Below are 20605 nucleotides of genomic sequence, written 5' to 3'. Positions count from 1 at the left end.
CTCCCCGATGATTGTTGTTATTGGAGGACGTCAGGCGGCGCGGTTGCCGCGCGCGATCTCCTTCTGCTTGTCGAACTCGGCGCGGCGGCGCGCCAGTTCTTCCGGCGAAAGCTGCGCGACGTTGTTGTAGTCGAGCTTCCAGGAGGCGTCCTCGCTCCAGCGCAGCGGCGACTGCATCGTGGTCTGCGGGCCGCTGGCGCTTTCCAGCAGTTTGAGCGCGAGCTCCAGCGTCTGCGCCTGCGAGGCGACGTCGTGCGGCTTGCCCGCGGAATTGCCGAGCGGGAAGTCGGAGAACAGAAAGCGCGGCACGGCGGCGTGCTCGATGATGTCCTTGGCGCAGCCCATCACCACGGTCGGAATGCCGCCTGCTTCGAGATGCCGCGCTACCAGCGCCGTGGACTGGTGGCAGACCGGGCAGTTTGGCACCAGCACGGCGACGTCGACCGCGTCGGCGAGGCAGCGCGCCAGGATCTCGGGCGCGTCGGTGTCGAGCGTGACGCGGTGGCTGCGGTTGGTCGGCGCGCCGAAGAAGCGCGGGGCGACTTCGCCGATCCGTCCCGCGGCGCTCGCCTTCAGGAGTTGCGGCAGCGGAAACCAGCTGCCGTTGTCAGTGGCTGTGGTGTGCTTGCGGTCGTAACCGATATGCGAGATGCGCAGATCGTGCTGCTGCGACGTGTCGCCGTCATAGACCTGGTAGAATTTCGCACTGCCGTTATACGCCGCGCCCGGTCCCTGGTCGCCCTTGGCCGGATCGAACGGCGCGGCGGTCGTGATGATGGTGACGCGCGACTGCGCTAGCTGCTTCTTCAGCGGCTGGAACGGCGCCTCGGTGTAATGCGCCCAGCGATAGGCCGTGGTGTAGCCGATCGCGGCGTAATAATCCCGCGTGCGCTGCATATAGGGGACGGGGGCATCATAGTCGGGCGCAAAGCCGAACTCGTCGTCGCGCGGGGCGGACATGGGCGCGTCTCCTCTTCTTTCCACAGGCCTTATTCACGCCAGACTAGAGGTAGTCCGCCCGTCGCTCAACACTCGGTGGGTAAATGGACACCAGCATTGCATTCTGCGTGGAGCAGCGAAGCAACCTGGGGAATTTCGGTATGGCGGTGCGCCTGTCCGGGCCATCCCGTTCTTGTCGCCCATTGCCGCGCCATGCATGGTGCGAGTCGTTTAAAACAGGCCTGCCGCGAAGGTAGGACCTTACTTCCCGATATTTCCGGTGTTCGCTCCATGTCATCCCGATCGTTCGCAAGTGCGGCCGCCGTAGCATTGCTTGCTTTGGCGTCGGCCGAATCCGCCAGCGCCCTTCCGGCGACCGTCGCTCCAGTCGGCTTCGGGTCCGCCAGCAGTTCGAGCTGGCTGGCCGGTGCAGTCGCCGGCTACAATTGGCAGCGGGGCAATGTCGTCTTCGGTTTCGCGGGCGATCTGTCCTGGACAGGCCTCAAGAGCGAAACGACAGGCACCTTCTCCAGCGGCATCCCGGCGTTCGTCTATCCGTCGGCAGACGCGACCGCGCGCATCGACTGGTACGGCACGGCGCGGGCGCGGGTTGGAATGGTGGTTGGCTCGTTCCTGATCTACGGCACCGGCGGTGTCGCCTTCGGCAACGTCAAGCTGAACAACACCTACAATCTGGGGACCCTCGGAGACACCTTCTCCATCGCGCCCCTCAGCGGGCAGAGCTCCGTCGTCAGGGGCGGCTGGGTCGGAGGCTTCGGCGCGGATTACATGCTGACCCGCAACCTCGTCCTCAACTTCGAATACCAGTACGTCGATCTCGGGACCGTCGATCTCCCCGCGATGACGGCGCCCGCGCCGCTCACCGGGTGGAGCTCGAACAGCGCGAGCGTGCATGCGCAATTCCAGACGGTCACGATCGGCCTGAGCTACAAGTTCGCGCCGCCGGCGCGCGCCTCCGCCGCCTATGCGAGCACGCGGGTCAACACGCCGCCGCCTCCGCCGGCCAATCCGTGGGAAGGCTTCTACGCTGGCGGCCGCGCAGGCGGTGCCTGGGGCAACAATCTGAACGTCTCCACGCCAAAGGCGTTGCCGCCGGTGTGATCCCTGCGGTCTTGGCGGCGTAGCGCTGGCGGCGGAGAGCGCTACCGAAACAGATGCAGCGCCGCGTATTGCAGCAGCATGATCGCCTTGGCGTCGATGATCCGGCCGTCGGCGATCATCGCCAGCGCCTCGTCGATGGAAAGCTCGAGCACTTCGATATCCTCGCCCTCATGCTCGAGGCCGCCGCCGGCGCCGACCCGCATCTCCGGCTCGTACTCGGCGACGAAGAAATGCAGCTTCTCGGTCACCGCGCCCGGGCTCATGAAGGCCTCGAACACCTTGTGGACGTGGTGCAGGCGGTAGCCGGTCTCCTCCTCGGCCTCGGCGCGGATGCGCACTTCGGGGGAGGCGTCGTCGAGCACGCCGGCGGCGGCCTCGATCAGGAGATCGTCGTAGCCGCGGATGAACGCCGGCAGGCGGAACTGGCGCACCAGGATCACCGTGCGCCGCGCGCGATTATACGGCAGCACGGCGGCGGCATTGTCGCGCTCATAGGTTTCCCGGTGCTGCGTCTGCCATTCGCCATTGGCGCGCCGGTAGTCGAACGTCGTGTTCTTCAGGGTGGTCCAGCCGTCCGAGAGCACGCGGACGTCCTTGATGCGGACGCGGTCGGAAATGGACAAGAGATCTTCCTTGGTTTTCGGCACCGCTGTTCGCGCGATGGAGCCTGCCAAGCTCAATCGGCGCGGCTCCTGCAATCCGCGAGTGGCCGGTCGGCTTTTGCCGGATCTATTGCGTGAGTTCCGCCGCGACAACGGGCGATGGCGTCTCCGTCGCTTCGGGCTCGTCGGGCAGATCCGCCAGTCCCGGCATATCGGGCCACATCCACCACACGAACCGTGTGTAGGGATCTTCGGCAATCTGATCAAGGACGAAACGGGTGGAATCCGTGTCCAGCGTCACGGCATTCGCGAAGGCCAACAGTTGACGCTGCGCCGCAGCCTGGGAGGACGTCGGAGCTGGCTCAGGTTCGCCTTTTGCTGCAGCCTGGTCGCGGAGCTCGTCATAGCCCAGAAGCAAATCGTTCAGAGTCTTGATTTCGAGGCCGCTACGCAATCCATACTTCTGAACGATCTTCATTTGGTCGTCGTCGAAGTACATTTTCACCATCGCCCGGCTGCAGCAGATCAGGACGAACGAAAAATCCATGCCGGACCTGATCGAGAGTGCGACGGGATCGGCATAGGCAAGCTGCGCGACCGTCTTCACGCCCTCATCGATGAAGCGCTCGGCGATTGGCACGGTGATGCCGTCGATCTTCTTGAGCTGCTGGACGCCGTCTTCACTTGTATCTGCATCGAGCTTGAGCGGTATCGCGGCGGTACGGCGCATGAATTTGAGGACGGTATCGGTTGGAAAGGCGCCGACGAAGAACGCCAGGGCGCCGGTACTCAATGTGACCGTCGAGCCAGTTACGACACCGGAAAACGCAGAGATGGCAAATCCGAATGGCAGCGAGATCAACAGGCGCAACGTTGCGCGATTGACATCGGATGTCACGATGTCGTTCTGCCGTGCCCGGAAGATGAGATCGTATGTGATCCACATATAGGCGCCGGCAAGCGACAGGATGGCGATCTTCGCGGTGCCCTCCTGGGCGCCGGCCCAATCATGCGAAAGCACCCATGATACGCAATAGTACGAAAAGGCGAACAGCGTGATCGCGAGCAGAAGCATCGGAACCAGGAACAGGGGGCGGCCATATCGCCTGTCGTAATCCTTCGAGAATCCGACATTGTCGACGAACTCGCTCTCCGGGCAAAAGGCCATCCTGTAGTAGCCGATCGATTGATTTGAAAGGCGCGAGACGATTTGCAGTTTGCGTACCGGCCAACCGAAGCACAGGTAGTGTCCCACGGGAATCAAGGGCAGCGACGCGACGATGCCTGTAGCGATCAACGTGGTGTTCTGCATGTTGCTCATCGCAGGTCCCTGAAAGCAATTTCAAGAATGAAACGCGTGCGCACACGGAATCCGTTGCGCGATCGCAGAAAGAATAAACTACCATAACGTGTATGAAATCGTGCCGCCAATCAAGTGGCGGAGCTGAAGATTCGCCGCCGCGGCACGAGGCCGTTGCCGGGGCAGGTTGTCGCGGCGGTCTTGGTACTTGCCCGCTGGCTTATCCCGGCGCGCGCCCGTCGAGCCACTTCTGGAACATCACCGACGTCGATTCCTCGAAGCCGAGCGATTGGTAGAACGCGTTGGCCTGCGCGTTCTCGCGGCGGACCAGCAGCTGCAGCTTGGCGATGCCGGCCTGGCGCAGCCAGTCTTCCGCGGCCGTCATGATGGCGCGGCCAAAGCCGCGCTTGCGGCCATCGGGATCGACGGCGACGTAGTAGACCCAGCCGCGATGACCGTCATGGCCGACCATGACGGTGGCGACGATGGTGCCATTGTCGCGGCCGATCAGCACGGTGGAGTTCTCCCGCCGCCGCGCCAGCGCGATATCGGCATGCGGGTCGTTCCACGGACGCGTCAGGCCGCAGCGCTGCCACAGTGCGACGACCGGCTCGACATCGGCATCGCCGATCGCATCGATCGTGAGCGAGGCGCTCACAGCACCTTGCCCGGATTCATGATGCCGAGCGGATCGAGCATCGCCTTGATCGCGCGCATCAGCTCGATCGCGGTCTTGTCCTTGACGTCGGGCAGCTCGTCGCGCTTGAGCACGCCGATGCCGTGCTCGGCCGAGATCGAGCCGCCCATGCGCAGCACGATCGCGAACACCACCGCGTTCATCTCGTGCCAGCGCGCCAGGTAGTCCGCGGTGTCGGCGCCGACCGGCTGGCTGACATTGTAGTGCAGGTTGCCGTCGCCGAGATGGCCGAACGGCACCGGTCGCGCGCCGGGGATCAGCTTCACCACGGCGGCGTTGGCCTCCTCGATGAACTCAGGCACGGCGGCGATCGGCACGGAGATATCGTGCTTGATCGAGCCGCCCTCCGGCTTCTGCGCCGCCGACATCTCCTCGCGCAGCTTCCAGAAATTGTTGCGCTGGGCGAGGCTGGCCGCGATCACGGCGTCGTCGACGATCTCCTCCTCCATGGCGCGGCCGAGGATCGTCTCCAGCGGCGTGCGGGCGTCGTCGCCCGGAGAGGACAATTCCATCAGCACGTACCAGGGATGCTTCTGGCTAAGCGGATCGCGCACGTCGATGGCGTGACGGACCGAGAAATCGACCGCCATCTCCGACAGCAGCTCGAAGCTCGTCAGCAAATTGGCGGCCTCGCTCTGAGCGATGGTCAGCAGCTTCAGCGCCGCCGCCGGCGACTTCAGCCCGACATAGGCGGTCTCGACCGCGCGCGGCTTCGGAAACAGCTTCAGCGTCGCCGCGGTGATGATGCCGAGCGTGCCTTCCGCGCCGATGAAGAGGTTGTGCAGATTGTAGCCCGTGTTGTCCTTTTTCAGCTTCGACAGCGTGTTGAGCACGCGCCCGTCGGCGAGCACCACTTCGAGCCCCAGTGCCATCTCGCGCGCGACGCCATAGGCGAGCGCGGCGGTGCCGCCGGCATTGGTCGAGAGGTTGCCGCCGATGGTGCAGCTGCCTTCGGCGCCGAGCGACAGCGGAAACAGCCGGTCGACGTCGGATGCCTTCGCTTGCGCGATCTGCAGCACCACGCCGGCTTCGACCGTCATGGTGTTCGACGCCGTGTCGACCTCGCGGATCTTGTCGAGGCGGCGCAGCGACACCACCACCTCGCCATTGTGCGGCGTCTGGCCGCCGACCAGCCCGGTATTGCCGCCCTGCGGCACCAGCGCGATTCTGTGCGCGGAGGCGAGCTTGCAGATTTCGGCGACCTCCGCGGTCGTGCCCGGGCGCAGCACCAGCGGCGAGCGGCCGTGGAACAGATTGCGCTCCTCGGTGACGTAGGCCTCGATGTCGGCCGCATCGGTGATGGCGTGGCGCTCGCCGACGATCTTGCGGAATTGGTCGATCAGCTCGGGCGCAAGCGGAGGAGTGGCAGGCTTGTTGATGTTCATTGTCTCGTCTCTTGCTTGCTCTTATCTCGCCACCGCCGCCCGGCGCAGCCGGTCGTTGATCGCCTCGCCAAGTCCCTCGTCAGGGATCGTCATCACCGCGATCGTCCGCGCTCCCTTCGCATCGAGGCTGCGAAGATGGCCGAACAGGTTCGCGGCGGCCTCATCGAGATCGGCCGCGGGCGACAAATTCATGACCGCGGACGCGGCGTCAAGGCCGGGCAGGCGCGCAGGGCCAAATGCCAGCAGCGCCTCGCCCGGGGCGACATCGCGCGCGTCGAGCCGCACCTGGGCGCGCGGCGCGTAATGCGAGGCCAGCATGCCCGGCGCCAGCGGCTGGCTGTCGTCGCTCCCGGCGTCGACGGACGGCCGCGCCAGCGGCGCGCCGAGCACTGCCTCGATCCGTTCGCGCGACAGCCCGCCCGGCCGCAGCAGCATCGGCGCGTCGAAGCAGCCGACGATGGTCGATTCGACGCCGACCGCCACCGGTCCGCCGTCGACGATCAGGTCGATCCGCCCCGCAAGGTCGCTTGCGACATGGGCGGCCAGCGTCGGCGACACATGGCCGGAGATGTTGGCGGACGGCGCCACCACGGCCCCGCCAAAGGCCCGCAGGATGGCTTCCGCCACGGGGTGGGCGGGAATGCGGATCGCAACCGTGTCGAGGCCGGCGGTGGCGAGATCGGCCACCGGGCAGCCCTCCGTTTTCGGCACCACCAGCGTCAGCGGCCCCGGCCAGAACGCCTCCGCCAGCCGCAGGGCACGGGCATCGAACCGCCCGATGGCCCGCGCGGCGGCGAGGTCCGCGACGTGGGCGATCAGCGGATTGAAGGCCGGCCGGCCCTTTGCGGCGTACAGATGGGCGATTGCGGCCGCATTGGCGGCGTCCGCGCCGAGCCCGTAGACCGTCTCGGTCGGGAATGCGACCAGCCCGCCGGCGGCCAGCCGCCGGGCGGCGGTCTCGGCGGCGGCCGCTCCGGCCGGTAAAATCAGCGTTTCAAGACCCGTTTTCACTGGGACGAAATTCCTCAACCGGCAGCTTGCAGTGCGCCACACCCGACGCTATAAGCCGGCCTCTTGTCGGAGTGTGGCTCAGCCCGGTAGAGCACTGCGTTCGGGACGCAGGGGTCGCAGGTTCGAATCCTGCCACTCCGACCAAGATTTCAAAAGTTGACGTTTTCCAGAGGCGGGCGGACCGGCCGACGACGCCTCGGGAGCGCCCTTTCTGCAACGATTTTCCGGGCGGGTCCACGGCCGATTTGGCCGGGCAGGGCGGCCTGTGCACGTGGCATGGCTTGTCATTCGCCGGCATCAATGGTCCGCCTTCGTGCAGTAGGTCAGAGGGCGACCGTCTCGCCGCCAGCGAGCCGATCATAAGCGCCGCGGGCAAGGACCGCCGCGGGACTTCGCGGACGATGTCCGGCGAATGTTGCCCTCATGGAATTTGGATCGACCGCCCCTGACGCTTGCTGACTTGCCTCGCGAATCGCCACCGCCCATCGAGCGCCTGGGCTCGGGATAACCGGTTGCCAGTCAGTCCAGCCCACGGCTAGATGACTCCACAGTCGATCGCAGCTTCGACGGCGCGATCGGCCAAAAACAAAAAACAGGGCAGGAAATCATGAACAGGACAATCGTCGCGCTCGTTGCAGCTTTTGGCGTCGCCGCTTGCGGGCCCGCATGGGCCGCGTGGCCGGAAGACAAGCCCATCGAAGTGGTCGTCGGCTTTGCGCCCGGCGGCGGCACCGATGTCATGGCGCGCAAGCTGCTTCCCTTCGTCGAGCGCGCGCTGGGCGGCAAGGCGAAGTTTGTCGTTCTGAACAAGCCCGGCGCCGGCGGAGAGATCGCGTTTGCGTCGATCGCGCGCGCAGCGCCCGACGCCTATGCGATCGGCGTCGTCAACGTGCCCGGCTACAATTTCCTGCCGATGACCCGCAAGACCCAATACACCACGGACGACATCCGGCTGGTCGCACGAGTCGTCGAAGATCCGAACGTGGTCGTGGTGCCCGCCGACAGCCAATTCAACACTCTGCCGGATGTCATCGCCGCACTGCGCAGCAAGCCGGGTTCGGTGACGTTCGGTCACAACGGTGCCGGCACCAACGGACATCTGGCCATTCGCATGCTCGCGGCGGCCGCGAAGGTCGAGCCCAACGAGATCTCCTACCGGGGAACGGCGGCACAGCGGACCGATCTGCTCGGCGGGCATCTGCAAGTCGGGATGGTCAGTCTCAGCGAGATCCCCGAATTGCATGGCAACACCAAGGGGCCGCTTCGGGTCCTCGCGATCCTGTCGAAGAAGCGCTTTGCATCGCTATCAGAGGTTCCCACAGCAGAGGAAGTCGGCTTTCCGGTCACGTCGACGGCAGAACGCGGCTTCGCGGTCCCGAAGGCCGTGCCGGATGACATCGTCAGGAAGCTCGAAGCCGGGATCGCCGAAGGCCTGCGCAATCCCGAATACCTGTCGGGCTCGCCGGGCGATGAACCGGTGATTGCCTTTCTGCCCGGTGCCGAGTGGCAAAAGCGCCTCGACGCCATGTCCGAGGCTTTGCGTCCCTATGCCGAGGACATGAAAGCCAACGAGCAGAAGTGATCGGTCCTGCTGGAGCCGGCGGTGTCGCGAGACTACCGCCGCGCTGCCACCACGCCGATCATGAACGCGACCATCAGCGCCGACAGCGGCGCCTCGCGCACCATGCCGCGAACCACGTGCGTCCAATGCTGCTCGGGTGCGAGTTTCGGCGACCTGACTTCGGGCGCCGGCATGATGCCCCATTCCGAGGCGAGTTCGGCAATTTCGCTCGAGGCAAGCCGCACGTCGTCGCGGACGCGGAAGATGGCGGCGTCGGTGCGTTCGCGCGGCGCAAGCAGCATCAAGGTCGTGACGGCCGTGCGCAACGTCATCTCGCCGTAGCCTTGCAGCCGCACCAACTCCTCGGGATCCGTCATGTCAAACTCCTCACAGCGCCAGATTCTTACAACGCAAAGTGGCGCGCGATGGTGAAGGCCATCGTCGCGCACAGGACCAGCGTGGACACCGCGCCGGCCACTCCGCGCGCGAGATGGGCTCGCGTCAGGTGTCTGGTCATGATCCGCTCCATGCTCAGCATGGCAATGGCGGCGAGTGTGGTTGGTTCCAGGCGCGGCGGGCCGTCGACCCGGCTATTTCCGCAACAGCTCGCTCAATGCCGCCGTCGCCTCGGCGCAGCGGATGTCGTCGATCTCCCGCGACAGGCTGAGCGCGCTCGATCTCAGTTCTTCAACCTTCCAGCTGTCCGGATGCTGGTTCTCAAGCTGGCTGAGGCGCTTGTTGAGGTCGTCCAGTCTCGATTGAAGGTGCCCGATATTGGCGGCCCCATTCACTTTCCAAACGCGTTGTGCACGCATCGTCGTTCCCCTGATAGTCTCACGGCGTTGTGAGCAGGGTTCGTGGCCGGAATGGGTGTTTGTTTTGTCCGGCTTCAGGCCGCCGGGAACCGTTGCAGATCGGCAACGATGGTTCCCTGATTCGAACCGCATGGCGTCTGGTCCTTGAGCGGCAAGCTTTACAGGCGCGGAATCTGCATGTGCTGCGGCGCGCCGCGCGCGAAGGTGCTTGGCGACGCAAGAAGCGAACGAAGGAACGACGTGTGGCGAGATTTGTGAATGTTGCGGCTGGTCAGCTCGGCCCGGTCGCAAGACGCGAAACGAGAACCGAGGTCGTGACGCGGCTGATGGCCCTGATGCGGCAGGCGCACGCCAACGGCTGCGACCTGATCGTCTATCCCGAGCTCGCGCTGACCACATTCTTTCCGCGCTGGTATTTCGAGGATCAGGCCGAGATCGACAGCTTCTTCGAGCGCGAGATGCCGGGGCCGGAGACGCAGTCCTTGTTCGACCTCGCGCGCGAGCTCGGCATCGGCTTCTGCCTCGGCTTCGCCGAGCTGACGGTCGAAGCCGGCGTTGTCAGTCGCTACAACACCTCCATTCTGGTCGAGAAGAGCGGTGCCACCGTCCTGAAGTACCGCAAGGTCCATCTGCCCGGCCATGCCGAGCACGAGCCGTGGCGCGAATTCCAGCATCTGGAGAAGCGCTATTTCGAGCCCGGCAACGGCTTTGGCGTGACCGAGGCGTTCGGTGGCGTGATGGGGATGGCGATCTGCAACGATCGCCGCTGGAGCGAGACTTATCGCGTGATGGGCCTCCAGGGCGTCGAGATGGTGATGATCGGCTACAACACGCCGATGCACAATCCGCCCGCGCCCGAGCACGACGATCTCTCGTTGTTTCACAATCATCTGGTGATGCAGTCCGGCGCCTATCAGAACGGCACCTTCGTGGTCGGCGTCGCCAAGGCTGGCGTCGAGGAGGGCGTGGATCACATCGGCGGCAGTTGCATCGTCGCGCCATCCGGCGAGATCATCGCGCGATGCACGACCAAGGGCGACGAGATCGCGCTCGCCCGCTGCGACCTCGATCTCTGCAATTCCTACAAGCGCACGACGTTCAATTTCGACGTTCACCGCCAGCCGAAGGCGTATGGGATGATCGTGGAGCGCAAGGGCGTGACGACGATGGCGGACGGCACGCCGGTGCGGAAGGGGTGACACCCTCTCCTCGTCATTCCGGGGCGATGCGCAGCATCGAGCCCGGAATCCATCGGGCGGCATATTATGCAGATCAATGGATTCCGGGCTCGCGCCAAGGGGCGCGCCCCGGAATGACAGCGCCGACGGTGATCGCCGCCGCCCTGTTTCGCCGTCGTGTCAAGGCACGTCGCCAAAAATATTCCACTTTACCGAATTTCGGAAATGGCGTATGTGTCGCCCATCCCGGCTCATCCTTGAGGGGCGATCGTACGTCGTCACGAGTTGCGAGCCGGGCCTGCGGTGGACGCGGCAGCGTCGTGCGCGAGAGGTGCGGGCAGGGCGGGTAGTCCCTGTGAGCCCGTGGCCATGTGCGGACGAGCGGCGCCAAAGTTCGGCGAAGCCTCCTGGCGAAGCCGGATGAGCTGCGTACGGCAAAACCGTGTGGTCCTGGCCGTCGTTGCTACGGTCAAGCCTTTCGCGGAGATGCGCGCGAGCCCAACCGGGCGGACGGCATCGTCAATTCGCGGGGCGAGGGAGGCCAGAAGGAAAGTTCGGCTCCCGGGAGAGCACGGCATAAGCCGTCCAACCATCGCGCAGGGAAGGCCGAGTGATCGGCGACACCTGTATGCTGCTGTGCGGTTTTCCTGCGTGTGCTTTTCGCGCAGCGGACCGCGGGTGCCTGTCGGCACCCGGTCTTCCCTGCGCCCTCTTGGATTTGAGGGCCGAGAGAAGAGGCAAAGCTCGGGCGAAACGCGCCGCGAGAACCACCATGCACGTTTGCACCCCCACACGCGCTGTCATCGCCCGCCTTGTGCGCACTTGCGCACTGGGGCGGGCGATCCAGTACTCCGAGACAGCAGTGATTGAAACGAGAAGCCGCAGCGTACTGGATTCCCCGCTTTCGCGGGGAATGACAGCGTCATTTGGAGAATCAGTATGCCGCCTCACACTCCGTCATTGCGAGCGCAGCGAAGCAATCCAGAAGCCCTCCGCGTAAAGAATCTGGATTGCTTCGCTGCGCTCGCAATGACGAGGAGGAGAGAGTGCGGGCTCGCTCCGCTCTTGTGCCCCGGACGCAGCGCAGCAGCGCTACGCGCTGCAGCGCGTCCGGGACACGAGACCTGGCAACTTTGCCTAACCGCCCCCCCCCCATCACAACCAAGTGCCTTGATTCGGAAGCGATCATTCCCTATTGTTCCGCAATGCAAAAAGCAACCCACCGCCCGCAACACTCTGCCCGTCCGCCCGGCCGTCCCCGGGAGTTCGACATGGACATCGCGCTGGACCGCGCCGTGCGGGTGTTCCGCGAGCGCGGCTATCACGCCACCTCGATTGGCGACCTCACCGCGGCGATGCGGCTTGCCACCGGCAGCATCTACAAGGCGTTTCGCGACAAGCATGCGGTGTTTCTCGCCGCCTTCGAGCGCTACACGGCGCGACGCCAGGAGCAGACCCGCAGTGCCGCGGCGCGCGGCGCAAATGGGCGCGAGCGGCTGCGCCACGTGCTGCTATCCTATGTCGAACAGTCCCAGGGCAGCGAAGGCCGGCGTGGCTGTCTCGTCGTCGGCAGCGCGGTCGAGTTGTCGGCGGTCGATCCCGTCGTCGGGGCCCGCGTCAGCGCGCAGCTCCAGACTAACGAGAGCTTCATCGCCGGCCTCATTCGCGAGGGGCAGGCCGACGGTTCGATTCCCCGCCATGTCGCGGTCGACGACACCGCGCGGCTGATGATCTGCATCACGCAGGGGCTGCGCGTCGTCGGCAAGGCGCGCCTGCCGCTCGACGGGGACCGCCTCGTCGGCGCCGCGATGAAGCTGCTTGCCTGAATTTCTGTCTTGTTAGAGAACGATCGTTCCCGATTGTTCGGAGACCATGTAAATGACGATGAATGCCACGATCGAGACCGCGCCGGGGCCGGATGCGGTGTCGCAGCGACTGACCTTCGTGCTGGCTGCGGCCTGTGGCATGATCGCCGCCAACATCTATTACGCCCAGCCGCTGATCGCGCCGATCAGCGCCGCGCTCGGCCTGTCGCATGCAGCGGCAGGGCTGATCGTCACCATGACGCAGATCGGCTACGGCACCGGATTGCTGTTCATCGTGCCGCTCGGCGATCTCGTCGAGAACCGCGCCCTGATCTGCTCGATCATCATGCTCGGTGCCGCGGCGTTGCTGGCGGCGGCGTTCGCCACCCATGCGCTGCCGTTCCTGGTCGCGGCGCTGTTCATCGGCGTCGGCTCGGTCGCGGTGCAGGTCATCATTCCCTATGCGGCGCATCTGGCGCCGGAGGCGATCCGGGGCCGTGTCGTCGGCAACGTCTCGACCGGCCTGATGCTCGGCATCATGCTGGCGCGGCCGGTGTCGAGCTTCGTCACCGCGGCGCTGTCGTGGCATGCGGTGTTCTTCGCCTCCGCCGCGCTGATGATCGTGCTCGCTGCCGTGCTGTGGATGACGCTGCCGAAGCGCAAGCCGGTTGCGCGCATGCATTACGGCACGCTGCTGTTGTCGATGCCGCATCTGGTGCGCACCACGCCGCTGCTGCGGCGCCGCGCGCTGTACCAGGCGAGCCTGTTCAGTTGCTTCACACTGTTCTGGACCGTCGCGCCGCTCCAGCTCGCGCGCGAATTCGGCTTCACCCAGCGCGGCATCGCGCTGTTCGCGCTCGCCGGTGTCGCCGGCGTGTTCTCAGCGCCGATCGCAGGACGGCTCGCCGACCGTGGTCATAGCCGCGTCGCAACCTTCGTCGCGATGCTGCTTGCGGCCTTTGGCTTCCTCGTCAGCTATATCGGCGCGGCTGGATCGGCGCTGAACCTCGCCTGCCTGATCGTGGCGGCGATCGCCATCGATCTCGGCGCCCAGGGCAATGTCGTGCTCGGCTTCCGCGCCATCTTCCTGCTCGGGCACGAGCACCGCAGCCGCCTCAACGGCCTCTATATGGCGACGTTCTTCGCGGCCGGCGCCGCCGGCTCAGCGGTCGGCGCCTGGGCCTTCGCGCAGGGCGGCTGGACGCTGGCCTCGGCAATCGGCCTCGCGCTGCCCGTTGCGGGCCTGATCTACGCCGCCACCGAATGATCGCCGACGTCGCCGGGATTGTGCGCTGCGGTGGTTTACCAAGCCCGCCGTGGCGCAATTTCCGCCTCGCGGTTTCCCTGCGGTTGTAGTACTTTGGTCGCAAGCGAGCCTGGTTAACAGGTGGCAGGGGGAGGCTGATGAAGCGTGCGGAACTGTTTGGAGTACCGCGAGTACGGCCATGGTCGTGGCAGGCGTTTCTGCTCGGATTCGCCGTCGTCGCAGCATCGGCTGCTCTTCAGGGCGTCTGCGTCGCGCTCGGTGCAAAACTTTATTTCGCGGCATTTTTGCCCAGCATCTTCGTGGTCGGGCTCGTCGCCGGCGCGCCGGCCGCGACGTTCGCGGCGCTGCTTACCATTGCGCTGGTGTGGTGGGCATTCATGCCGCCATTCTTCCAGTTCAGCGCGCTGACCAGTGCCGATGCGGATTCCATCAACCTGTTCTTCCTGCTCGTGGTGTTTCTGATCGGCCTTGCCGATCTCTGCCGCCAGACGGCGGCGATCGTCAGCCGCGGCGGGCTGAAGTCCTCGGGCGAGAACGCGGCAACGAATCCGCAATAAACGGGCTGCGCGCGTTGCGCCCGCGCAACAGTCCGGCAACCATCCGCGCATCTGCCGCGCGCCGCTAACTTTTCGAAAAAGATTTGGCCGCAATTTCTCCCCCGGGAATGACGAGGGAGTTTTCGACATGAACGGCCAGATCAACGGTCACGCCATCTTTGAGAACGTGCGCCGCTACCGCGGCATCGCATCGCTCTATCGCCAGACCGCTGCATTCCGTCCGGGCCAGCGCTGGTCGCTGCTGGAGCAGGCCAGGGAATGGGAAGAGCGGGCGCTGTCCGAACTGGAAACCTATTTCGCGACCCGCGCGGATTACGCCACCTCGCTCGCGGCCTGATCGTTAACCATCAGGACACGATCGACAGAACGGGCGCGGGCACCACGAACTGCCCGCCCCAGGCGCGAACCTCCGGCAGTTGGGCGATGATCTCGTCCTTCAGATTCCAGGGCAGGATGAAGACGTAATCGGGCCTCGCCGCGAGCAAAGCCGAAGGATCGCGGATCGGCAGATGCGTTCCCGGCAGCAGCAGGCCCTGCTTGTGCGGATTGCGATCCACGGTGAACGGAATCAATTCGCGCGTGACGCCGCAATAATTCAGCAGCGTGTTGCCCTTCGCGGGCGCGCCATAGGCGAGCACGGTCTTGCCCGCGCGCCGCGCCGTGACGAGAAAGTCGCGGATCGTCTCGCGCTTGGCCGCAACCCTCTCCCGAAAATCACGATAGGTCTCAGCCTGGTGGAGCCGCGCCGCAGCCTCGCGCCGGCGCAGCCCGTCGAGCGCCGGGGAGGGCGTAGGAGATGCCGCTTCGTGGCAAACGTGCAGACGCAGCGAGCCGCCATGCGTCGGCAGCTCGTCCGCATCGAAGACCCGCAAGGCATGGGCGCGAAAAATCGTCTCGGCCGTCGCGAGCGAGAAATACGACAGATGCTCGTGATAGATCGTGTCGAACTGGACCTGCTCGATCAGGTGCAGGAGAGAGGGATGCTCGAGCGTGATGCGCCCGGTCTCGGGCAGGAGGATGCGCAGGCCCGCGACGAAGTCGTTGAGATCGGGCACGTGCGGCAGCACGTTGTTGGCGACGATCAGGTCGGGCCTGTGGCCCTCGGCGCGGAGCATTGCAGCGGTGTCACGGCCGAAATAGCAGGTCCTGGTCGCAACGCCCTTGGCGAGCGCGGCCGATGCGGGGCCGCTGGCCGGCTCGACGCCGAGCACGCGGATGCCGGCGCGCCGAAAATACTGCAGGAGATAGCCGTCGTTGCTGGCGATCTCGATCACTTCCGATGTTGCTCCGAGCGTCGCGCGCGCCATCATCTCCGCGGCGTAGGCCTCGGCGTGCCGCAGCCAGCTCTCGGAATAGGAGGAGTAATAGAGATACTGGTCGAAGATGCTCGCCGCGGGCTCGAACTGCGGAAGCTGGACCAGGCCGCAGGCGCGGCAGACATAGGCCTGCAGCGGGTAGACCGGCTCGTCGATGTCCGCCCGCTCGGGCGGCACGAAGGAGTTCGCCAGGGGCGACCGGCCGAGATCGACGAAAGTGTCGTCGATGTCCTCGGCGCAGAAGCGGCATCGGTGCCCGGTCATGGCAAGCGCCTTGTTGTGCCGCTCTGCGTCGGCTGCTAGGGAATCCTCTGGAACCACAGAAGTTCCGACATCGCTGCGCGCGATGCAATGAAAAAACGAATTTCGCCATGGGTGTTCGGGAGGGAGCGCCTGACATGAAGTTCACGCCATTGGCCCTGCCAGGCGTCCTGGAAATCGGGATCGAACCGGAGACCGACGCGCGCGGATTCTTCGCCCGGCTGTTCGACATCGAGGCCTTCGCGGCGCAGGGGCTGCCCACGCATTTCGCCCAGCACAGCCTGTCCCACAACGAGCGTGCCGGCACCTTGCGCGGCCTGCACTACCAGGCTGCACGGTTGGAGGCCAAGCTGGTGCGGTGCGTCGCCGGCCGCGCTTTCGACGTGATCGTCGATCTGCGCCGGTCGCTGCCGACTTATGGCCAATGGTGCTCGGTCGAGCTCGCCGCCGACCGTCACAACGCCGTATTCATTCCCGCCGGATGCGCGCATGGCTTCCAAACGCTCGTGGACGGGACCGCGTTGATGTACTTCATCGACGTGCCCTATGACGCGCAAGGCGCGGCCGGCATTCGCTGGGACGATCCGTCGCTCGCGATCGTCTGGCCGCTTGCCGATCCGATCCTGTCCGCGCGCGATCGCGCGCTGCCTTGTCTGTCATGAAGCGGGCACTGGTCACGGGCGCGTCCGGATTCATCGGCCGCGCGCTGGTGCCTGTGCTGCGCGACCGCGGCTTCGAGGTGCATGGCGTTGCGCGTGCGCCGCAGCCGGCGATGGCCGGCGTGACCTGGCACATGGCCGATCTGCTGTCCGGTGCCGGTCGTGCGGATGTGCTGTCCGCATCTCGCCCGACGCATCTGGTGCACCTTGCCTGGGAGGCGAGGCCGGGCCGCTATCGTGAGGATCCCGTCAACCGGCTCTGGGCGGACGCGAGCATCGACCTGCTTGCGAGCGCGAAGGCGTGCGGCACAAAGCGGATGCTCGGCATCGGCAGCTGCCTCGAATACGGCCCGCAAGCCGGTCTCTGCGAGGAGTCCAGCCCGTGCCGCCCCACGACGCTGTACGGCCAGGCCAAGCTCGGTGCCGCCGAGGCCTACATCGCGGCGAGTGCCGCCTGGGGCCGCGTGTTCTTCCCGTTCGGCCCGCACGAGCCGGAGCAGCGCCTCGTCCCGTCGCTGATCAGGAGGCTGAGCGCAGGGGAAGCCTTCGATTGTTCGCATGGCGCCCAGCTTCGCGACTTCGTCTATGTCGATGACCTCGCCCACATGATTGCCGCCGTGCTCGACAGCGATCTGACAGGCGCGGTCAATCTCGCCAGCGGCACGCCGCGCAGCCTGCGTAGCGTGATTGAGCATTTCGCCGATCGCCTCGACGCCCGGCCCCTGGTCAGGTTCGGCGCCATCGCCGCAACGGGCGTCGATGCCGAGCCGATCATTGCCGCCGAAATCGGTCGTCTCCGCAGCGTGACCGCAGGCGTTCCGGTCATCGGGTTCGAGGCCGGCGCGGACCGCGATCTTGCGTGGTGGGTCGATCGTCTTGCAGCGAAGGCGTAAGCGCCCTACGCGGAACCCGTGGCGCTCCGGAGTTGTCCGGGTCCGCAGCTATGCTAGCAATATGCGGACCGAAATCTCTTCACGCCAGCCGGGGCGAGCAATGACCACCTTCAACCGCATCTTCACGACGGAGCGCCTGCTCCAGATCGTCGTCATTCTGGCGGCCACGGTCGCGATGAAGCTGATGGGGTGAGTATGCCAGGCTATTGCCCACCGAACTCGGGCACGTCGGGCAGGTAGTTCGAGCCTTCCGAGCCCAGAAAATCGAACATCGCCTGCGCCGGCGGCAGCAGCACCTTGTCGCTGCGGCGGATCACGTACCATTGACGGACAATGGGAAGGCCCGCGACGTCGAGCACGATGAGGCGGCCTTCGGCAAGCTCATGCGCCACCGTGTGGGCCGAGATGAAGGCGATGCCGAGCCCGGCGATGACGGCCTGCTTGATGGTCTCGTTGCTGCTCATCTCCATGCCGACGATCGGCTCGAGATCCGACTTCTGGAACATGCCCTCCATCAGCGTGCGCGTGCCCGACCCAGGCTCGCGGGTGAGGAAGGTCTCGTGCACGAGATCGGTGAGGCTGAGGCCTGAATCCTTCTCCAGCCAGTGCCCCTTCCGCGCGACGATGATGTGCGGATTGCGCCCGAGCTGACGCACGTCGACGCTGACGTCGGCCGGTGGCCGACCCATCACGGCGAAGTCGAGGTCGTAGCCGTGCATGGCCTCGCGGATCTCCTTGCGATTGCCGATGGTCAGCTTGATCTCGATCTTCGGATGCCGCTTGGAGAACGCCGCGATCGCATGCGGCACGAAATACTTTGCAGTCGAGACCGCGCCGAGATGCACCGCGCCGCCCGTGCGCCCGGCAAGCAGATCGAGTGCGCCCTGGCAGTCCATGATCGCGGCTTCGACGCGCTCGGCGAGCGTCAGCACCTCCCTGCCGGCCTCCGTCAACAGCATGCCGTCGCCGGTCCGCTGCACCAGCGGCAGGCCTGCAAGGTCCTGAAGCTGGCGGAGTTGCTGGGTGACGGCCGGCTGGGTCAGGCCGAGCTGGCTCGAGGCCGCCGTGACGCTGCCCCTGGCCGAAAGCGCCGCGAGCGATCGGAGCTGCCGGATCGTCAGATGCCGGAGCTGGGCCGCCGCATGGCCGGAACCGTTATAAGATAATTCTTTGCCACTCATTACGAATAGAAATTTTCCTTATTAAGCCTCCCCTGTCAATCTTCTCTTGCCGGGACCGATCGCACCGACCTCCGCCGAGGAGGGAACTGGATGCGGCGCCCGCAAGGGGATGGACGCAGATGACCGGGCAACTCAGGCTGGACGAGCACCTTCAACGGTATTCCGAGACTGCCCCCCATGCGCTGGCGGTGGCGGCAGCAATCGATGCCATCGCGGCAGCCGCGATCGAGATCGCCGACCTCATTGCCAGCGGAGATCTTGCGGACGCCTCGGGCCTGACCACCGGCCGCAACAGCGACGGCGATCTCCAACGTGATCTCGACGTCCAGGCGGACATGATCCTGCGCCGCTGCCTCGGCAAATTGCCGATCGCGGCGCTGGCGTCGGAGGAGATGCGCGAGCCGCAGATCGGCGATCGCGAAGCAAAAATCTGCGTCGCGGTCGATCCGCTGGACGGCTCCTCCAACATCGATATCAACATGACGGTCGGCACGATCTTCTCGATCCTGCCGACGCCGGACGATCTCGATCTCGCCTTTCACCAGCGCGGCACGGCGCAGCTTGCGGCGGGCTTCGTCACCTACGGTCCGCAGACCTCGCTGGTGCTGACGCTCGGCGACGGCGTCGATATCTTCACCCTTGATCGCAGGTCCGGTTGCTTCCGCCTCGCGCGCAGCGGCGTTCAGATCGCCGAGGCGTGCGACGAGTTCTCGATCAATGCGTCGAACCGCCGGCATTGGGATCCGCCGGTGCGCGCCTTCGTCGACGAATGTCTTGCCGGCGTCGACGGGCCCGCCAATCGCAATTTCAACATGCGCTGGATCGGCTCGCTGGTCGCGGAGGCCTATCGCATCCTCACCCGCGGCGGCGTGTTCCTCTATCCCTCCGATGCACGGCCCGGTTATGGCGATGGCCGCCTGCGCCTCACTTACGAAGCGCATCCCATGGCGATGATCATGGAACAGGCCGGCGGTTCTGCCTCAACGGGGCGCGAGCGCATCCTCGACCTCTCGGCGCAAAGCCTGCACCAGCGCGTGCCGCTGGTCATGGGCTCCAGCGCCGAGGTGTGCCGCGTCGAGGAATTGCACTGTGATCCGCTGCTGGTGGCGAGCGGCTCCGCGCCGTTGTTCGCGCGTCGCGGCTTCTTCCGCGTGTAAGAGGAACGGCGCATGTCCAGAAAGCATCCGATCATCTCCATCACGGGCTCCTCCGGCGCAGGCACGACCTCGGTGAAGAGGACCTTCGAGCAGATATTCTTCCGCGAGAAGGTCAATGCCGCCTACATCGAAGGTGACGCCTTTCATCGCTATGACCGCGCCGAAATGCGCACGCAGATGGCGAATGAAGCCGAGCGCGGCAACAAGCATTTCAGCCATTTCAGTCCCGAGACCAATCTGTTTGAGGAGCTGGAGCGGGCGTTCCGGGATTATGGTGAGACCGGCACTGCGACGACACGGCACTACGTCCACGATGTCGAGGAAGCCGCGCTGCACGGCGCGGCGCCAGGCACCTTCACCGAATGGAAGCGGCTGCCGGAGAATTCGGACCTGCTGTTCTACGAAGGGCTACACGGCGCCGTCGTGACCGACAAGGTCAATGTCGCGCGCTATGCCGACCTCAAGATCGGCGTCGTGCCCGTCATCAATCTCGAATGGATCCAGAAGCTGCACCGCGATCGCAGCGCGCGCGGCTATTCGACCGAGGCCGTCACCGACACGGTCCTGCGGCGAATGCCCGATTACATCCACTACATTTGCCCGCAATTCTCCGAGACCGACATCAACTTCCAGCGCGTTCCGACCGTGGACACCTCCAATCCGTTCATCGCGCGCTGGATCCCGACCCCGGACGAATCGATGGTCGTCATCCGCTTCAAGAATCCGCGCGGCATCGACTTCCCCTATCTGCTCTCGATGTTGCCGCACAGTTTCATGTCACGCGCCAACTCCATCGTGTGTCCCGGCGCAAAGCTGGATCTCGCAATGCAGCTCATCCTGACGCCGCTGATCATGCAGTTGATCGAGCGCAAGCGAAACCTGAAGTAAGGGGAGGATCC

Annotated in this window: 21 protein-coding genes and 1 tRNA gene; 12 read left to right on the top strand and 10 right to left on the bottom strand. The window is 65.3% G+C overall.

Annotated elements, in window-relative coordinates:
- Positions 1-30: 30 nt before the first annotated feature.
- On the bottom strand, positions 31-960 hold the full coding sequence (locus F8237_RS07040; RefSeq protein ID WP_151643174.1) for a glycine/sarcosine/betaine reductase selenoprotein B family protein: 930 nt from the start codon (positions 958-960) through the stop codon (positions 31-33).
- Positions 961-1230: 270 nt separating this feature from the next.
- On the opposite strand from F8237_RS07040, the gene F8237_RS07035 reads away from it, so the two are divergent.
- On the top strand, positions 1231-2061 hold the full coding sequence (locus F8237_RS07035) for an outer membrane protein (RefSeq protein ID WP_162005909.1): 831 nt from the start codon (positions 1231-1233) through the stop codon (positions 2059-2061).
- 41 nt (positions 2062-2102) lie between these two features.
- On the opposite strand, the gene F8237_RS07030 is transcribed toward F8237_RS07035, so the two are convergent.
- From F8237_RS07030 to F8237_RS07010, 5 genes are all read right to left on the bottom strand, one after another.
- Positions 2103-2684 carry an NUDIX domain-containing protein gene (locus tag F8237_RS07030; RefSeq protein WP_151643170.1) on the bottom strand — a complete coding sequence of 194 codons (582 nt, stop codon included), beginning with the start codon at positions 2682-2684 and terminating at the stop codon, positions 2103-2105.
- A gap of 106 nt (positions 2685-2790) precedes the next feature.
- Positions 2791-3984, bottom strand: a complete 1194-nt coding sequence (locus tag F8237_RS07025; RefSeq protein ID WP_151643168.1) for a hypothetical protein — start codon at positions 3982-3984, stop codon at positions 2791-2793.
- A gap of 199 nt (positions 3985-4183) precedes the next feature.
- Entirely contained in the window at positions 4184-4621 is a 438-nt protein-coding gene (locus tag F8237_RS07020) for a GNAT family acetyltransferase (protein WP_151643165.1), read from the bottom strand.
- On the bottom strand, positions 4618-6045 hold the full coding sequence (locus F8237_RS07015; protein ID WP_151643163.1) for an FAD-binding oxidoreductase: 1428 nt from the start codon (positions 6043-6045) through the stop codon (positions 4618-4620). Before F8237_RS07015 ends, F8237_RS07020 begins: the two co-directional genes overlap by 4 nt.
- A 21-nt stretch (positions 6046-6066) precedes the next feature.
- Positions 6067-7056 carry an L-threonylcarbamoyladenylate synthase gene (locus F8237_RS07010; protein WP_151643161.1) on the bottom strand — a complete coding sequence of 330 codons (990 nt, stop codon included), beginning with the start codon at positions 7054-7056 and terminating at the stop codon, positions 6067-6069.
- A 67-nt stretch (positions 7057-7123) separates the two neighbouring features.
- Here F8237_RS07010 and F8237_RS07005 point away from each other — a divergent pair.
- Together F8237_RS07005 and F8237_RS07000 are read left to right on the top strand one after the other, a co-directional pair.
- Positions 7124-7200: transfer RNA gene (locus F8237_RS07005), tRNA-Pro, on the top strand.
- Positions 7201-7663: 463 nt separating this feature from the next.
- Positions 7664-8638 carry a tripartite tricarboxylate transporter substrate binding protein gene (locus F8237_RS07000; protein ID WP_151643159.1) on the top strand — a complete coding sequence of 325 codons (975 nt, stop codon included), beginning with the start codon at positions 7664-7666 and terminating at the stop codon, positions 8636-8638.
- A 32-nt stretch (positions 8639-8670) separates the two neighbouring features.
- Here F8237_RS07000 and F8237_RS06995 read toward each other — a convergent pair whose 3' ends face one another.
- Positions 8671-8994 (bottom strand): hypothetical protein, encoded by a 324-nt coding sequence (locus F8237_RS06995; protein WP_151643157.1) that lies wholly within the window; start codon positions 8992-8994, stop codon positions 8671-8673.
- Between the two features lie 213 nt (positions 8995-9207).
- Entirely contained in the window at positions 9208-9564 is a 357-nt protein-coding gene (locus tag F8237_RS36830) for a hypothetical protein (RefSeq protein ID WP_244626084.1), read from the bottom strand.
- A 110-nt stretch (positions 9565-9674) separates the two neighbouring features.
- Here F8237_RS36830 and F8237_RS06985 point away from each other — a divergent pair, with 110 nt between their 5' ends.
- The 5 genes from F8237_RS06985 (at position 9675) to F8237_RS06950 (ending at position 14576) form a co-directional block, all read left to right on the top strand.
- Positions 9675-10631 (top strand): N-carbamoyl-D-amino-acid hydrolase, encoded by a 957-nt coding sequence (locus tag F8237_RS06985; RefSeq protein WP_151643155.1) that lies wholly within the window; start codon positions 9675-9677, stop codon positions 10629-10631.
- 1184 nt (positions 10632-11815) lie between these two features.
- Positions 11816-12436 carry a TetR/AcrR family transcriptional regulator gene (locus F8237_RS06965; protein WP_151643151.1) on the top strand — a complete coding sequence of 207 codons (621 nt, stop codon included), beginning with the start codon at positions 11816-11818 and terminating at the stop codon, positions 12434-12436.
- Between the two features lie 52 nt (positions 12437-12488).
- Positions 12489-13682 carry an MFS transporter gene (locus F8237_RS06960; protein ID WP_151643149.1) on the top strand — a complete coding sequence of 398 codons (1194 nt, stop codon included), beginning with the start codon at positions 12489-12491 and terminating at the stop codon, positions 13680-13682.
- A gap of 137 nt (positions 13683-13819) precedes the next feature.
- Positions 13820-14239 carry a DUF4118 domain-containing protein gene (locus F8237_RS06955; protein ID WP_151643147.1) on the top strand — a complete coding sequence of 140 codons (420 nt, stop codon included), beginning with the start codon at positions 13820-13822 and terminating at the stop codon, positions 14237-14239.
- A 127-nt stretch (positions 14240-14366) separates the two neighbouring features.
- A complete protein-coding gene (locus F8237_RS06950; RefSeq protein WP_151643145.1) occupies positions 14367-14576 on the top strand; it encodes a hypothetical protein in 210 nt (69 codons plus the stop codon).
- A gap of 10 nt (positions 14577-14586) precedes the next feature.
- Here F8237_RS06950 and F8237_RS06945 read toward each other — a convergent pair whose 3' ends face one another.
- Positions 14587-15819, bottom strand: a complete 1233-nt coding sequence (locus tag F8237_RS06945; protein WP_151643143.1) for a class I SAM-dependent methyltransferase — start codon at positions 15817-15819, stop codon at positions 14587-14589.
- Between the two features lie 134 nt (positions 15820-15953).
- On the opposite strand from F8237_RS06945, the gene rfbC reads away from it, so the two are divergent.
- Positions 15954-16478 carry a dTDP-4-dehydrorhamnose 3,5-epimerase gene (rfbC, locus tag F8237_RS06940; protein WP_151643141.1) on the top strand — a complete coding sequence of 175 codons (525 nt, stop codon included), beginning with the start codon at positions 15954-15956 and terminating at the stop codon, positions 16476-16478.
- Entirely contained in the window at positions 16475-17368 is an 894-nt protein-coding gene (locus tag F8237_RS06935) for an NAD-dependent epimerase/dehydratase family protein (protein WP_151643139.1), read from the top strand. The genes rfbC and F8237_RS06935 overlap by 4 nt, the downstream gene beginning before the upstream one ends.
- Positions 17369-17571: 203 nt before the next feature.
- Here F8237_RS06935 and F8237_RS06930 read toward each other — a convergent pair whose 3' ends face one another.
- A complete protein-coding gene (locus tag F8237_RS06930) occupies positions 17572-18549 on the bottom strand; it encodes a LysR family transcriptional regulator (RefSeq protein ID WP_151643137.1) in 978 nt (325 codons plus the stop codon).
- Positions 18550-18668: 119 nt separating this feature from the next.
- Here F8237_RS06930 and F8237_RS06925 point away from each other — a divergent pair, with 119 nt between their 5' ends.
- Positions 18669-19706 (top strand): class 1 fructose-bisphosphatase, encoded by a 1038-nt coding sequence (locus F8237_RS06925; RefSeq protein WP_151643135.1) that lies wholly within the window; start codon positions 18669-18671, stop codon positions 19704-19706.
- 12 nt (positions 19707-19718) lie between these two features.
- Positions 19719-20594: a phosphoribulokinase gene (locus F8237_RS06920; RefSeq protein WP_151643133.1), complete on the top strand. Its 876-nt coding sequence runs from the start codon at positions 19719-19721 to the stop codon at positions 20592-20594.
- The last annotated feature ends 11 nt before the right edge of the window (positions 20595-20605 follow it).

The sequence above is a fragment of the Bradyrhizobium betae genome, assembly GCF_008932115.1.
Taxonomy (GTDB): Bacteria; Pseudomonadota; Alphaproteobacteria; order Rhizobiales; family Xanthobacteraceae; genus Bradyrhizobium; species Bradyrhizobium betae.
Note: the sequence above shows the minus strand (reverse complement) of the source record. Positions and strands in the feature narration are given on the sequence as shown.